The organism is Limosilactobacillus agrestimuris, assembly GCF_943193105.1.
Classification (GTDB): Bacteria; Bacillota; Bacilli; order Lactobacillales; family Lactobacillaceae; genus Limosilactobacillus; species Limosilactobacillus agrestimuris.
Genome location: NZ_CALPCW010000011.1, coordinates 33,784 through 48,551, shown reverse-complemented (window position 1 = coordinate 48,551; position 14,768 = coordinate 33,784). Strand labels below are relative to the sequence as shown.

General features: G+C 36.2%; 14 protein-coding genes and 1 pseudogene. All 15 read right to left on the bottom strand.

Annotated elements, in window-relative coordinates; translation table 11 throughout:
* Positions 1 to 169: 169 nt before the first annotated feature.
* On the bottom strand, positions 170 to 493 hold the full coding sequence (locus NFR46_RS07520; protein ID WP_251576137.1) for an HNH endonuclease: 324 nt from the start codon (positions 491 to 493) through the stop codon (positions 170 to 172).
* 346 nt (positions 494 to 839) lie between these two features.
* Entirely contained in the window at positions 840 to 1,052 is a 213-nt protein-coding gene (locus tag NFR46_RS07515; RefSeq protein WP_251576135.1) for a hypothetical protein, read from the bottom strand.
* Positions 1,053 to 1,277: 225 nt separating this feature from the next.
* Complete coding sequence (locus NFR46_RS07510; protein WP_251576133.1) at positions 1,278 to 1,430, bottom strand: hypothetical protein; 153 nt, start codon at positions 1,428 to 1,430, stop codon at positions 1,278 to 1,280.
* A 342-nt stretch (positions 1,431 to 1,772) separates the two neighbouring features.
* Complete coding sequence (locus NFR46_RS07505) at positions 1,773 to 2,390, bottom strand: hypothetical protein (protein ID WP_251576131.1); 618 nt, start codon at positions 2,388 to 2,390, stop codon at positions 1,773 to 1,775.
* 489 nt (positions 2,391 to 2,879) lie between these two features.
* Positions 2,880 to 5,333: a hypothetical protein gene (locus tag NFR46_RS07500; RefSeq protein ID WP_251576129.1), complete on the bottom strand. Its 2,454-nt coding sequence runs from the start codon at positions 5,331 to 5,333 to the stop codon at positions 2,880 to 2,882.
* A gap of 374 nt (positions 5,334 to 5,707) precedes the next feature.
* Positions 5,708 to 7,396 (bottom strand): hypothetical protein, encoded by a 1,689-nt coding sequence (locus NFR46_RS07495; protein ID WP_251576127.1) that lies wholly within the window; start codon positions 7,394 to 7,396, stop codon positions 5,708 to 5,710.
* Positions 7,397 to 7,399: 3 nt separating this feature from the next.
* Positions 7,400 to 9,403, bottom strand: a complete 2,004-nt coding sequence (locus NFR46_RS07490; protein ID WP_251576125.1) for a hypothetical protein — start codon at positions 9,401 to 9,403, stop codon at positions 7,400 to 7,402.
* 282 nt (positions 9,404 to 9,685) lie between these two features.
* Positions 9,686 to 9,856 (bottom strand): hypothetical protein, encoded by a 171-nt coding sequence (locus tag NFR46_RS07485; RefSeq protein WP_251576124.1) that lies wholly within the window; start codon positions 9,854 to 9,856, stop codon positions 9,686 to 9,688.
* A 502-nt stretch (positions 9,857 to 10,358) separates the two neighbouring features.
* Positions 10,359 to 10,535 (bottom strand): hypothetical protein, encoded by a 177-nt coding sequence (locus NFR46_RS07480; RefSeq protein WP_251576122.1) that lies wholly within the window; start codon positions 10,533 to 10,535, stop codon positions 10,359 to 10,361.
* 30 nt (positions 10,536 to 10,565) lie between these two features.
* Positions 10,566 to 11,165 carry a hypothetical protein gene (locus NFR46_RS07475; RefSeq protein ID WP_251576120.1) on the bottom strand — a complete coding sequence of 200 codons (600 nt, stop codon included), beginning with the start codon at positions 11,163 to 11,165 and terminating at the stop codon, positions 10,566 to 10,568.
* 114 nt (positions 11,166 to 11,279) lie between these two features.
* Positions 11,280 to 11,353: pseudogene (locus tag NFR46_RS07470) on the bottom strand.
* Positions 11,354 to 12,848: 1,495 nt separating this feature from the next.
* Complete coding sequence (gene pnuC / locus NFR46_RS07465; protein ID WP_420908595.1) at positions 12,849 to 13,610, bottom strand: nicotinamide riboside transporter PnuC; 762 nt, start codon at positions 13,608 to 13,610, stop codon at positions 12,849 to 12,851.
* Between the two features lie 48 nt (positions 13,611 to 13,658).
* The gene (locus NFR46_RS07460) at positions 13,659 to 14,102 is read right to left on the bottom strand and encodes a transcriptional regulator (RefSeq protein WP_251576116.1); all 444 of its coding nucleotides are present in this window, start codon (positions 14,100 to 14,102) and stop codon (positions 13,659 to 13,661) included.
* Between the two features lie 12 nt (positions 14,103 to 14,114).
* A complete protein-coding gene (locus NFR46_RS07455; protein WP_251576114.1) occupies positions 14,115 to 14,288 on the bottom strand; it encodes a hypothetical protein in 174 nt (57 codons plus the stop codon).
* 144 nt (positions 14,289 to 14,432) lie between these two features.
* Positions 14,433 to 14,768, bottom strand: coding sequence for a hypothetical protein (locus NFR46_RS07450; RefSeq protein ID WP_251576112.1), 336 nt, complete (start codon positions 14,766 to 14,768; stop codon positions 14,433 to 14,435).

The window sequence follows — 14,768 nt, the reverse complement described above, 5'->3', positions numbered from 1 at the left end:
AAATTTTGAAAAGCGATTTTTTTGTACACGAAGGCTCATGCACCGCTCCCGGGGAATTTTAATTTTTATTTTTAACCCCAGGGGGGCTAGTTGATTCGGTGGTGTGCTTACGTTTCAGGCACTTTTTGAAGCTTTTTGCACCTTGCAAGTGTGTTTTATATCGCTTCACCTAAAACAGTTCAGGATTACGATCAAAGTAATATACATCATTACTTCTTTTCGCTTTTACCTTTTTGAATTTGTTTTTAGCGTTCCGCTCGTGCTTCTTGTTATGACAGCTTGAACATATTGTCTCAAGATTGCTCATGTCTAACCGTTTAGACCAGTCAACTCGCAATGGCACAATGTGATCTACTGTGTTCCCTGTCTTAATTAGTCCGTTACGCTTACACGTTTGGCAGAGGTAGTGGTCACGTTCTAATACTGTACGCCGTACCGCTTTCCATTCCCTACTGTGGTAAAAGTCATAATAGTTATGTTTGAATCTAGCCATGTATCAGCACCTGTGTTGGGTTTATGTATACTTATTTACCCTTTAAACGTCAAAACGGCTTACACGTTCGCTTATAACGCATAAACCGCTTAACTCTATTTGTTTTCATTTTATATATTATCATCATTCGCCACTTGATTTGTTCGCGATTTGTTCGCAATTTAAAACGAAAAAAAGCAGTCAACCTTTTCAAAGTCAACTGCTTGTAGTTCAATCGCTTTCTATTTGTGTTCGCCGTTCATCAATCAGCTTTTGCAATTTCTTTAAGTCGTCATATGACATTACAGTTAACCCCTCTTTATCTTTCACTGTAACAACATAATAGCAATTAAACCGCCCGACACTTCTAATCATTAGAAAGTTCTTTCAGTCGTTCATCAATCAACCCGCGCAATTCTTCCAGTTCCTCCCGTGTAGCGTCCTTCTTAATAAAGCCCCGCGCCCGGCTTTTCTTTTGGTTGCGGTAGGCTTCTTTTTTATGTGTGCGGTTGTATTCTTTATTGCGTTCTAGCTGTCGCTTGTAGGCTTCTTCTTCAGTTAGTTTTTTAGTTCTTGGCATTTTCTTGCTTCCTATTTTCTATTTATTTGCTTTCTTATTTTGTTAGCTTCTTTCAAGTCGTGGCAACCGGCTTTAATTAGTCGATAACTTACATACAAAGCAAGCATTAAAATTACTACATTAAATAGAATTTTTAGCATTTCTAAAACCTTTCTATTTTATTAGTTCCATAGTATAATTATATACGTAAAAGGGAACCGCGCCACGATTCCCTATAATGTAAAACTATTGTTTGTTATTAGCCTTGTTCAAGCGTTTCGCCCGCTTTTTTAAGGCTTTTTCTTTTAGGTGTTGTCCTTGCCAATAATCCTTATAGCCTTTACAGGCTAACCGATAGGCGCTGGCAATTCCTAAAAGGGCGCTTACTGCTGTAAACATAGCCCCGAAACTCCTTTCAACTAGTATTTGAAATTTAGGACTGCTTAAGCTAGTAATTAGCTTACAACTATATAATACCACTCATTTATATATTGTCAACGTATTTAATGAATGAATTTAATTTTTTCTTTCTATTATATGGTTAAACCGAAGAACGACAATAGGAAGAAGGTTGTTAGACTATTTTTTTAATAAATCACGATGGTATACAGGCGGAAAATCGTATATTTAAAAAACATGCTTTTTAAATAATAAACATTTTATGTCTCCATTATACTTAAAGCATGTTTTTTGTATACTTTTTGCTTATTTTAAACGCATTTACTTGATTAAAGATTCTGCTTATTCCATTTTATCCATAGTTAATTGAATCATCTCCATCATAAAGTCTTGCATTTGATCCATTGTTTTCATAAAGTCTTGTAACTTTTTCTTAGAGTATAATTTAAGCATTTCATTCATTTGATCGCGTGAAACAGCCGAAGCTATATCATGAGCCATTGTTTCAACTTCATGGCTTAGAGAATGATCTAGCAAATTTACATAATCTAAAAACTCTTGTTCTTTATGTTGTTCAACATTTCTCACTAATACGCTGGTAGTAGCAAAGTGAGCCACTATTAGATGAATTTCATCTATCAACACATTACACGAAGAAATTATCTCCCGAGAAGATGCAGATCCATTTTCATACTTTGTAATGGTATTAATAATCACATTGCAATCACTTGCCGCTTTAGTATATGGAATACTTCTTCTCTCAAACTCTCTTAATAAAAATTGTAGCTTATAGGCCCGCCCTTGAACCTTATAATTATTATCTTTTGTGAGTTCTAACTCCCGCAAGGTGTTGTCCCAAGCTTTCTTGGCTTTCCTCTTACTGGATACATTCGCTAATAGCCATGCAATAATGGCTGTTAGATACGGAGCTAAGTAGCTATATATTGTTACAAATTGCATGTTTTATTCCTCCAAGCATATTTTGATTAAACAAACTATAACACCTGTAATCGTTTGTAATTCACTTTGACCATGAACATGGATTTAATTGAAGTGCCCTACAATTGTTAGACAAGAAATCTAATGATTGTAGGGCATTTTTAGTCGTAGCTTATTTATTACATACGTTTTTGAGTGATTGATAGAATTGTATTAAGTATAGTAGAATATTAAAACCGGATAAGAGAATAAATAAGGCGATTTTTGAGGTAAAAAATTGTTTTTACACGTGGAAAAGTTGATATTTAAAAACATGCTTTTTAAACTACATAGAAATTTCATTAAAAAAGAAGATCTGAATTACTTTTTTCAGTTTCTTAATCTTCTTTTTCAGTGACTTTTCTTTAATTTAAAAAGCATGTTTATTGTTTATTCTACTAAAATTTACATATTTCTAAACTAATACATCTTTGGATTACCCTTTCAAGTTTTATTAACTTTTTGAGTTACTTATTTAATAAAACTGTATTTGAATAGATTTGGCATAATATGGGTATGATAATAAGTCTTAATCAGACCACGCATCGTAGTTAAATCGCTATGCAATTGCAAATAATCCCATACTTTTCTATCTTTGCCATTTTTTGTAGGTACTTTATGATATGTGTCCAATTCATCCTTTATTTGATAAATTCCATAATTTAATCTAGAATCATATTTTTCTGTATTTTTAGCTTCATTTAATATTCTAAGCCAAAGCTCATACATCTTAGTTTCTTCTTGATCTAATTTTTGGAAAAATTTTGATAGACGTTCACTTGCTAGAGTAGTTGGCTCTGATTTGTCATATGGATCATAAACTTTACCTTTGTTATTATCAAGGCAAAGCTCATTATAGTACCATCGACCATCCGATCCGTGCAATGATCTAATTTTATTATAGTTTTCTAAGCATGTATAAAATAGAACCTCGTTTAACCAACGTTCAAGCTCTCCATTTTTTACATCACTTTCAAATTTGACTTTGCCATCCCCGGATCGGTAATATACACCTATTTCCCACCAATCAGGACGATATGCTTTCCACCAATTAGCAGCAAACATTGGTAGTTTAATCAAGTAATTAGAGTCACGCAAATGGAATCCGTGGGCATTATGTTCGGTATTACGTGTTAAATGAGCATTAGAGCTGTCATTTTCAAAAGTAGAGCCACCAGCTTTTAAATATCCTATAATGTTCTCATTATACTTTGCATTTGAAGATATAGTCTTATCACGAGCCTCAGTGCCGTCAAACGCAGACCAAATTGCTTTGGGATGTAAAGGGTAATGTTTTTCCCTTTTCTGGATAATATCATTTGGATCATCAATCTCATCGTAGTAAGCACTTGAAAAACTATTATGGATGCGCCGAGCTGTAACAGTTTGATTTATCGGTTCAATAGTCCCTGTATCATAATTAGGAGCATCAGCGTTTTTAATCTCATACGGGACGAGAATTAAAGTTTCTTTACCATTTTCACCGGATTTTGCCGGTTCATTGAGCCATAACACGCAACTATTAACCATCTGTCTAACTGCATGAAAATATTTACGATTAAACGCAAAGGCCTTATCGGCTCTAAAATTAAACCAATCTTCACCTAATTTCCAATATTTTAAGGGTGAAAAAATAATCGCTGAATCGGTTGATTGACGTAAATAATAATGAAAAGCAGACCAAATAAATACATTAGACATGTCATTGGAACGAGCACCAGTTAATTCTTGCTTCGCTTGAACAGTAACATAATTATTTTTCCATATTGAAGAATTTTTTCCACTACGTCGCTTTTGATGTTCAATAGAATTTGTTTCAGCAAACGGTGGATTTTCATAAACAATAATAGTGCAATTAGGATCATCTACATATCTTGCAATAATTGGATTGTTGACAAATCCATAACTCAAAGCATCAGATCCTTGGACTGTCCCATCAGTAAATTCAGCAGCTGGTGGAATCAAGTAACGAACTTTAGATCCTAATCGTTGCTTCAGTACTTTATATTCAAAATATTCATATGTACTAATAATACAATGGCTTAAAATGTCTTTATCATATATATCACTAGGGACATTATCATTCAAGCTGTTTTCAAGATTACCCGTTCCAGCACAACGATCAATAATTATATAATCCTTATTACCTGATTTTTGAAATCTTCTAATAGCTTCATAAACTAGTTCATTGGATTTTTCAGCATATGGTAATGGAGTGTAAAACGCTCCTAAATCAGCTCTTTCAACGTAATCATTAAGCTTGTCCATAATATACTTAAACGCTGCGTTATCAGTACCTGTATATGGTAAAATTCGCCCTTTTAATTTTCGAGGTTGCCGAATCTCACCAATAATTGTATCGTCACCGATAAAATCAGCTTTTCGAGCATATTTATTTTCACGATAATATGTCGACGCCCAGCCAATTACATCATCAGAATCAATATGAACTGGAAGCCATTCTTGATTACCATCCTGCTGACGATTATACGCTTCCTTCATTAATTTTAGCATATTAGCCTCATCCAATTGACTATCATTAAAATGCCAAACGTTAACTGGTGCGCCCGCAACAAATTTACCGCTTACTAGCTTACTAGCTGACCGTGTATAAACTTTTTCAATAGAGTCTAAGTAAGGTTTCGATTTGTAATAATAAGCAGTTTTATTATTATAAGAAATCAGAAGAAGATTATTAGGGACGGCTTGCCCGTTAATACGAAATCTGGATAAATACTTAATAGCTTGAAAAAGTACAGCATTTAGATCAGAAATTATAGGTTTAAATTCTAAAAGCAAATCACCGATTAAGCCATCTGTTGATCTGACACGTACATCATCCGCTGTCAATGACGAGTTGATGAGGGGCAAGTACTTATCGTAGAACTCTACTTGTTCAGGAAGTTCGTAATCATAGTTATTCATTTAGGCCACCACCTTCTTCAGAGGCAGGAGCCACGTTAATTTTTTAACAATCAGGGACGGGCTTTTACCCCCCCCATTAATTTATTTATATTTTCATGGTACTTCATATTATGTGCCTCATTTCTCGTAAATTTTCTTTTCAACATTCTATATTTTATTAGATTTTGTAACTTGTTCAAGTTCTATTTTACTCAAAATTATTTCTAAACAAAAAGCTCACACTCCCTTCTTAATGTAGCCTATCACCACAAGTTGCGATTTACGACTACTAAAAGGTGGTGAGCTTCATGTCATCATTCACACTTTTATTATTTAAAGCATCAAGTCTAATGAGTATTGTACGATGTTGTATCCAATTTTTCTCATTAAATTAACTACTTTAAGCTGTCGTTATGGAATTCTTTAACATTTCCAACGGCTTGATTATTTACTACACTAGCTTTGAAACTCAATTTATCTCCAGGTCGTAATAAATTAGCGCTGTTGTAATCGTTAGTATCAACTGTATAAACAATATTACTTCCTTGTAGCGTGAACATTACTTTGTTCTTGCTTGATATAACTGCAACACGATCAACCATCCCACTAACTTGCTTGTTCTTAGCTCCTGGAGTGTTATTTGCAGTCTCACCATCACTTACTAACGCTTGGCGGAACGAATCTAACGCACTAGTTGGGTTATTACCACTACCAAAAATCGATTGGTCTTGAGCATCTAAGTAATAGTAGCCACGAATTGCGTGAGAACTATCTAAGATTGTCATTACCCACGTTGGACTACCATTGATGTTATAAAGAACTGGCATCTTAGCTTTCCATTGTTGAGCTTTGTAATTTTGGTTAGCATTTTCTTTTGCTCCCGTGCTATCCATAATTCCGTTCGCCCTGTAGTAAGTAAGTTTACCTGTACGAGCATTAATCATTGAATAGCCCATAGCTGAATCTGCCTTACTATTTGGATTAGTAAAGTCGGTAAAGTAACTGATTGAACCATCTCGATTAAAGATTGATGTTACACCATCTTCTGGCCCATTATTAGTTGGCTTAATTACTCCCGTTCGACTAAAGTTCCAGAAACCATTCTTGTATTTTCCAAATACTTTGTTCATAGATGACGCAGCATCACTCGTAATCCCCTCATCAACGAATTTAGGTAAGTTGTTTAAAGAATAAGTGTTTTGCTTACCAGTTTGAGCGTTCATCACTACCACGTGTAACTTCTTGTAGTTAGGACGATGGCTCATGAGTTCGGATTTATAAACTGTCTGTACCCAATATGGAGTTCCATTGTCGTCAATTTCTAATTGTGGATTACTCATAGTCAACCATTCCGGATTGTGACGATAAATGTTTCGATCAACATCATGGTTGAAATAAGCACTTTGCGCGTACTTATATGGCTTATGAACAAACTTGGGTTCTGCATTCTGATTAGTAGCACTTACAATGAAATATCCCGGAATTTCTTTTGCCCGATTCATTGCAAAGAAGCCATCATACTGTAACGGAATAATATATACCGGTTTTCCTTTATAGTACTGTGCTTGTACTGTATCAGGAGTATCAAAATACTGACTGTTGGGGATGTCAGACATTGCTTTACGTACTCGATTTAATACTGTGTTTGGCGCCAATGCTACTGGAGTTTCATTACGTTTAAAGGTTGGTGCTTCTGTAGATTTACTATACTTTTTCGAAATAGAATTCCAGACTGGTTTAACTGACATTGTTGAATGGATTTCTCCAGCCCAACCAATTAGTAACATTATCAAAAATGCACCTGTGAGCATCTTAGCTACCCGCCCTGCTTTTTCATCGCTATTTATAAACAAGCCAAGCGCAATTACTTCATATACCAATCCCCAAAATCCAAATCCGCACATAACACTTAATAGATTTCGTGAAGGCAACATGAAGTAAGTTTTTACATAAGTAAGAACTGCAAACACAGCAAATAAACAAAGGTTTGTTAGCAAGGCCTTCTTATTACCTATAGTAATAAGAATATTTATTAAGAAACAAATGAACGGTCCAAGCAAATAGATAAATGTCATCGCAAGCATGTTTTAATCCTCCTCAGGTTCTTTAAGTAAATCAATAAAGGTTGATGCAGTTACTTCATCGGGACTCAAATTAAAAATCTCTGGTGCACTATAATCAAGATGAATGTATGTATACATATTGCCTTTTGTTGAGATTTCTGTGTTATAACGATCCTTACCAGTCAGCAATTTACACAATTCGTTTGTATTACTAATAACGTGACCTCCTAGTAAATTAATTAATTGCCGTAGCATTAATGTGTTTTCTGCCTGGTTCTTCATTACTTTAATCAGCTGTTTGGTAGTATTATTTACCCCTGGAACATGTACGTTGCCGAAGCTAACAGCCGTATAAACGACATCGCACCCACCGTCATTAGCTGGAATGACAATAGCTAGCGTCTTACTACGATCCTTGTGGCTATCAAGCTTATCGTGTAATAAGACTGAGTCAGCATCAATTTGCGTGGCAACACCTTGCTTTAGTTCAGCATCAATCGGTACTCCTGTTGAAAAGATGTCAAACTTAATAGCATCATCCATAGAGAAATAATGATTAGCAGTGATGATTAACGGCTCACTTAACATTGCTGGATTGATTTCAAAAAACTCGGCAGCATATCCATAGCGGTTTAGATTCGTCATATCTCCGGAGAACATAATTCCACTATCTAAGAAAGACCCATTCCAGCCAACGTGACGACCATCAAGTGTCATTGCATGCAAATCTAAATCACCTTGTTGTTCCCACGCAATTCCAATTGATAGCTTCTTTCCTTTAAAATGATACTTACTCATATAAGGCAAAGAACCTACAAAGTCTTTAGCAGAGGTTGGCACAGCATAATCAATACCTTCAGGAATATAGAAGACTTTGTTACTCCACGAGCCCAAGCGTTCTTTGATTTCTTTTAGAATAATTTCTGCAACCACATTACCTTTAGTGAGTCGAACATCATTATTGCTCTTGTTTTCAATTTTCAAAAAGCTTTTACCGTTACGGATCTTAAAGTAGCGAGCACCTACATTCTTGCTACAAACGGATGCATTAAACACCTTTACTAGCTTATAGATTGGAGCATGTTTAACAGCTTGTTCGATATCTTCAATGTTTGCATCCATAACATGTTCTAGCGGTGATTGCTTACGCGGTACGTATAGCTTCTTGGATAACTTAAGAGCCTTATTAAGGTCTTTTTTATTGATTAAATGCTTACGAATTAGCAGATATAGTTTTCGATAGCGAGTAATATTCTTAGCTACTTGTTCGATTCCAAAGGTATTAACGTACTGGTTAAAAGCATGTTGAAGTTCAACAGAATTAAGGCCATCCATTGCTAATTGGTTGTACGTTGTCTTTGACTTAATTAACAAAGTGCTACCAGTAACAAGGTAAATCATGTATCGGGTAAATTCATCAAAGTCTTGTGGCAATAATCCCAACTTCTTACATAGTCGACACATAAATTCTCGGTTGCTAATCCGATCCACGTAGTCGATTTTCAATTTCAAATCTTCAATCATCATCAGTAAACGAACTTGCGTCAACTCACTTAAGGCAATCCCACTAGTAAGCATGTTTTTAACTTTTTCAACTAATTGTTCCTTAGTAATGGCATCAATATAAGTAAGCTGATGTTTAACATCTAAGTCAATATCACGTAAGAACTCTGGCTCGTAGATTTGACCATTTGTTCCCTCATAGCCATTGTCGTAGGTACTAATGTAATGCAGTAATTGTTCTGTCCGTAGTTGTAATTCACTTCGATTCTCAACATCAGAGAAGCGCTTATAGAAGGTTGAGTTTAACTTGTTTGCGTTAATGCCACATTTACCAATAATGTAATCAACAAGTTTTTTAAGATTGTGGTCATCCTGACCGATAAAACATTCTGGATTAATCAAGACACCGTGTTGTAATGCTTTTTGTAAGATATCAAGGTTGGTTTCAGAACTACGCTTCTTATCATCACTAATTAAAACGGCTTTAAATTCATCAACAATTGCTTCTTGTAGTTGTAGATTCATTTTCTGTTCTCCTTTGCAAAATAAAAAAGCGCCCTAGCTAAAGGCGCTCTTATAAAATAGACAGAATGTAAATTAACAAATTTAGGGTTTGTGCATCAAATAGGAACATTCTTTTGTCTATACAGATTATGGCGAGACGTAAATTGCTCATTATTATTGTCCACTGTAATAGGAACGCCCTTTTGCCATTAACTGCATTTAATTTTACGTTACTATTTGTCCAATTTGTGTCCACTATTTGTCCAATTACAAAAAAGACGATAGCTATTGCTATCACCTTAGTTAGTCATTTAATCTTTCATCAATCATTTTGCGCAGTTCTTTGAGGTCGTCCTCATTGGCAACCTCTCTTACAAATTTTCGCGCATATGACCGATAACGATAAATACGGTTCTTATCCTTATTCTTATCGTCCCATTTCTTCTTAGCTCTTTGCTGTGCTTCACTAACCATAATATCGACCTTCTAACATTAATATGGTATACTGTATATGCAAAGAGCCAAGAGGTACCAGCTCTTGACTCCTTGCGTTCCGGAAATTGAGTTTACCAGCTAGTCGCTACTTGCGATTAGCTTTTTTTATTATCGCGTAAGCCTGAGCGAAGTTAATCGCAGCTACCGACAATAACCAGATTGCCAGTGCGATAACAGGGTTCCCTCGCTTTCCGGGATTTCTTTGTTTCCATCGGTATCATCCCCTTTCCGGATTCAGGGAATCACTTCCGGAACGCTGTAGCTTATTGATAAGGTCGCGACTCCTTATCTCATCTACACTTATTATTATACCTTATTAACATAGAGAAAACAATATAATCTTGAATAAATTCTATTTATTTTTACGTAAATTAAAAGCTGGCAAGCGTTGACCTGTCAGCTTTTTCTTTTGCTTCATATGTCTATCGGCTCGGCATAGCATCATGTACTCTTGTTTGCTCGAATCGTTTAGTCTGGAACATTACAACGACCTCACAAACTTATGAAAATCATCACGCGCTTTTTTTCTTTTATCGATTGAGCTTTGAAGAGCTTCTTTAACTTCTTGTTCTTCTCTTTTTTGGCTTGCTTGTACCGCTAAGTCGTGAAACGCCTTGGCTAGTGCTATAACACCTTTATTGAATTCTTCTTGGTTCATGTGTGTTCCTCCAAATAAAAAAGCCAGCCGTTAAGCTGACTTGTTTTTTAGCTCTTCCATTTGTTGATTAAAATATTTTCTTGTAGTCTCAATAAGCTTTTGCAGTAATTCAATATCAACGCCATCTTTTTCGTTTGTATTCTTTGCTAACTCACTAACTACATCAAGGATTCTTTTTTCATAAATATTATCTTCGTGAAAAAGATAAAGGCGAATCATTGTAGCTTCTTCAGTTAATTCAGAAAGAAGTTCGTTTAATTTTTGTACGTTATCGTTTATCTTTTCTGACAATTCACCTAATTTACTATTATCTAAGTCCGACTTTGAAAGCTCACTACGTATGCTTCCTATATTTTTAACAATAATATTAAACCGAAAATTACCGCTAATGAATTTAGCAATTAATCTTCTCGTTTCATTAGCCCATTGCAGTTGACTTTCATAGAAAAGTTTTTGGTTCTTTTGCATTTCAGCAATTTCCTTTTGCATTTTAATTGCCTCCTCGCCGTTCTTTGATTGAACAACCGATGTTATAACATATCCTATTATCGCAACTATCCCTGAAATAACAGCCGCGATTAAGCCACTAAACACAGGACTGCTTGTATAGTTACTTGCTAAAAGTATCATTTTATTTTCACCTCATGATACATATTACAAGCAAAATAAAAGCCCGGTCAATCAGACTAGGCTGAGGTAAAAATAAAATATTCGTAGTTTAACGTCATTGCGGACGAAGCTATATAACACATACAGGATTTGAACCTGTGACCTCTTAGCATTTTGCTAAGCGCTCTACCAAACTGAGCTAATGTGTTTACCTTTGTCGAGGGAGACTCATTTCAAGACCCCGACATCGGTCGGTTGAACGACTACTTACTAGCTGAGGGGTGTATACTACCCTTTCATCGTCTTCCGTACCTGGTTGCTAACCCCACTTATGTACTTACCGCATAAGTGAATATTGTACCTGTCTTTTATTATCTGGAGAAGACCGCGATTGAGACTCCAAACATTCTTATTATTTAAATCCGCTATTTAAGGCTAGTTGGGACTACAAATAAGTGATAGGTAGCCATCCTATCCAAGGAGCTGTCTTTTTTATATCCTGGGTGAGGTGGTCGTGCCAGGAACCATACAAAGTCGTACACTTTTGCCCGCGATGAACTAGGCCACCTTTTCCCCGAATCTCACTCCACTACTATTAATTCGTGCATTCAAAATCCGAGGTGTTTAGTTTGTTCGCTCACCCCTACAGTTATCAACTGCCTAGGTCACGCCATTATAAAATCCTGATTTTATTGAGCTGTTCAGTTCAGCTGTAGCCTATAATTAGGCACGTCTCAGAATATTCACCCAGAAACGCAGACGGTGAACCGATAAGTTAAAGGTTTGTTCCCTTTGCTAAGTTAAGAGATATTGCCCTTAGAGCTTACGTCTTTTGATGGAGAGTTCTTAGCACTTTCTCCTCGATTACCAATTACAACACTCATCAATAAATAGTGAAGCGCCGTGGATTTTGGCATATATTAATGGGTTGAATCCCATTAAAGCCAAGAGGCGGAATCAAACCTCACTTCATGCGTGAATAGTGCGTGGTTAATTTAGCTAAATTATGGTAAAGACACCATCCATGCCCTCATCAGAGGACGTTGGCTTACAGAGAAAATATTCCCTGAATGCTAAGAGCCGGAATCGAACCAGCTTCATGCGCAGGATTCATTGAATCGTAGTGGAATTCCACCTGTGCTCTCACCAGAGAACGTTAGCTTAGAATAGAAGCGCTGTTAATATCAAGAAAAGGGGTCAGGTCCATCTCCTTGTAATTTGTTTACGCTTCTATTTGGAAGACATAAGACGAATGAGGTGCTAGATTCACCTCCATATAAGTTTTGTCTTCCAATGTGAACGTTGGGACTCGAACCCGACCAGGTGGTGCTTCGACGTTAAGCCACACTCTTTTACAACGTCACCTGTTGCTTCACCATGAACATTCACATAATTCAGAATAAATTAATCTCCGCACCCGGTCGTAGTTTTCCGCCTACTCCTGTAACGGTATTAATGTTCTGAAAATTTACAACTTCTAAGCCGCTGAAGTTAGTTGTAAACTTCTTCAGTTGATTACAACTCGGTGTGCCTAAGATTAGCAGAATGACACTTTTTATATGTAATGGAAAACTCGTAGTAATTAACGCTAATCTTTTATGTGGATTATGGGATTTGAACCCATCTACAGCCTACGATTACTCGCCTTCTGTTCCACGCCAATCTATGTGTTTATTAGAATTGGTAAAGTAGTTATACGCTTGCTTAGGCGTGAATCTTATCATGGTGGAACCATGAAATCTTCTTATCAAAGAATGCAATCATATCATTACTTAGATATAAAATATATGTCACAAAGAGGACCCAATTCGTGTCTCCTTGAGCAGCTGTAATACCCCAAAGAATTACACTCATAATTCCTTGAATGGTCCAGCAATAGTAACTTTCGCTAAAACGAAGTGTGGTTAACAGTGAACCAGTAATTCCAATTGTTGCGGCAATACTATCTGTCCATGGACGTGGACTAATAAACCAATGAGTATCGGAATAATAAAGAATTGCTAACACAACGCAGAAGAAAACGATGGTTAATAGCCAATTGCGAAGTCCTTTTCCGTGTTCATGTAAGAAACGAACCTTCTTATCAACATCCTTGGCCCAACTTGGCATTAACAGTACCGGCAAATCCAGCGTCAGGATGTATACCGTTTGTAGTAGAACGTCATTAAAGTTCTTAGCGTGGATAGCAACCGCAATGTAAATCAGGGCTGAAACTAATCCAAGCACTCCATTTAACGGTTTAGCGTTAGTGATTGAAATCGTACACGTAAAGCCAAGCATTCCTGCCAGTAATGTAAGAATAGAAATACCGTTAATTGGTCCAGCTACTGTCATTCCAAAAATGATTCCTAATCCAGTTAGCAATAACATGTAACTTCGTGTAGACCAGCCTTTCATCTGATCTACGTACCACTTAGGCTCAAAGATGCTATACCATGCAATATCACTATTTTGTTTTCCCATCATCATTCTCCTTTATTTTGTTAGGTTCGCGTTTCCGCGCCTTGTCCGTCTTTATAAGACATCAATGTTTAACTTCTTTGCTAACTTAAATAAAAAGTCGTTCAACAATTGGTAACCCTTGGTGTAAGATACCGGAACATCACCTTCATTAACTAACGTACGAATAGTTGCGTTGTTATAGTTATGAAAGTAAAGCTTGTTAATAATTTCTGTAGTGATTTCTCCCGATTCATCCAAGCAGTCATCAATTGCCATCTGTTCTTGTTTCAACCAATTTAATCGTCGATCGTCATCAATTGTCAAAACCAGTCGTTCAACTGGATTTGAAATCTTGTTAAGTGCTCGTCCGCCACCAATGTTGTCGTCTTTATCAGGTGTTGGGTGATGTAATTCCTCTTCGCGTAATTTTATGTATTTTGGTAGTTCAGGGTAATCGCGAAGAATATCTTCAAGCATTCGCTTAGTTGAGGTGCGCATTTGTTTCTTATCAGACATCTACACGCCTCCCTATTTACGGTACAATCCTGTAATGTACCAAAATAGGACTACCAGAAAAGCTACTACTTCAATTACCAAATATATCAACATTGGAGTAAAAGCTAATAACCAACTAATATGAATAAATCCAAGCATCTTAGCAACGATCAGGGCAACAGATAGCCCTGCTAAAAAAGCACTCATATGCCCTCCTAACAAAAAGACCGATTCAAGAACGAATCGACTTTTATAAAATTGAATTGAAAAGCCTAGTAACGAATGATTCATAACGTCACTAGGCTTATTTTATTACTACCGTTGTCCAATTTGTGTCCACTATTTGTCCAATTATAAGAACCTTTCGGCCAATTCTAGAAGTGATTCATTTTCCATATTGTAATAATGACTATGGCTAATCATCATTTTACGCATCATTGTTTTAACTGATTGTTGTTTCAAATAGCGCTCTTCAATGACTTTACGATGAGCATCAGTACACTTACTAAGATTCTTTGACAGGCTCAATAATTTTGTAAACACTCGTCGTTGTTCTGCTGACACAACTATTGCATCGCTAAAATTATCTTTAATCAAATCACGATAACTGATATTGACCTCTAGCAACCACTCAGGAACCTCTTCTTTAAGAATCTTACGCATTTCGGTTACTCGTTTCTCAACCAT

What these genes read in the sequence shown, in the direction of transcription:
- NFR46_RS07480 (WP_251576122.1), bottom strand. Translation starts at nt 10,535, where the DNA reads ATGAACCAAGAAGAATTCAATAAAGGTGTTATAGCACTAGCCAAGGCG.
- NFR46_RS07520 (WP_251576137.1), bottom strand. Translation starts at nt 493, where the DNA reads ATGGCTAGATTCAAACATAACTATTATGACTTTTACCACAGTAGGGAA.
- NFR46_RS07490 (WP_251576125.1), bottom strand. Translation starts at nt 9,403, where the DNA reads ATGAATCTACAACTACAAGAAGCAATTGTTGATGAATTTAAAGCCGTT.
- NFR46_RS07455 (WP_251576114.1), bottom strand. Translation starts at nt 14,288, where the DNA reads ATGAGTGCTTTTTTAGCAGGGCTATCTGTTGCCCTGATCGTTGCTAAG.
- NFR46_RS07460 (WP_251576116.1), bottom strand. Translation starts at nt 14,102, where the DNA reads ATGTCTGATAAGAAACAAATGCGCACCTCAACTAAGCGAATGCTTGAA.
- NFR46_RS07495 (WP_251576127.1), bottom strand. Translation starts at nt 7,396, where the DNA reads ATGCTTGCGATGACATTTATCTATTTGCTTGGACCGTTCATTTGTTTC.
- NFR46_RS07500 (WP_251576129.1), bottom strand. Translation starts at nt 5,333, where the DNA reads ATGAATAACTATGATTACGAACTTCCTGAACAAGTAGAGTTCTACGAT.
- NFR46_RS07485 (WP_251576124.1), bottom strand. Translation starts at nt 9,856, where the DNA reads ATGGTTAGTGAAGCACAGCAAAGAGCTAAGAAGAAATGGGACGATAAG.
- NFR46_RS07505 (WP_251576131.1), bottom strand. Translation starts at nt 2,390, where the DNA reads ATGCAATTTGTAACAATATATAGCTACTTAGCTCCGTATCTAACAGCC.
- NFR46_RS07515 (WP_251576135.1), bottom strand. Translation starts at nt 1,052, where the DNA reads ATGCCAAGAACTAAAAAACTAACTGAAGAAGAAGCCTACAAGCGACAG.
- NFR46_RS07475 (WP_251576120.1), bottom strand. Translation starts at nt 11,165, where the DNA reads ATGATACTTTTAGCAAGTAACTATACAAGCAGTCCTGTGTTTAGTGGC.
- NFR46_RS07510 (WP_251576133.1), bottom strand. Translation starts at nt 1,430, where the DNA reads ATGTTTACAGCAGTAAGCGCCCTTTTAGGAATTGCCAGCGCCTATCGG.
- NFR46_RS07450 (WP_251576112.1), bottom strand. Translation starts at nt 14,768, where the DNA reads ATGGTTGAGAAACGAGTAACCGAAATGCGTAAGATTCTTAAAGAAGAG.
- pnuC (WP_420908595.1), bottom strand. Translation starts at nt 13,610, where the DNA reads ATGATGGGAAAACAAAATAGTGATATTGCATGGTATAGCATCTTTGAG.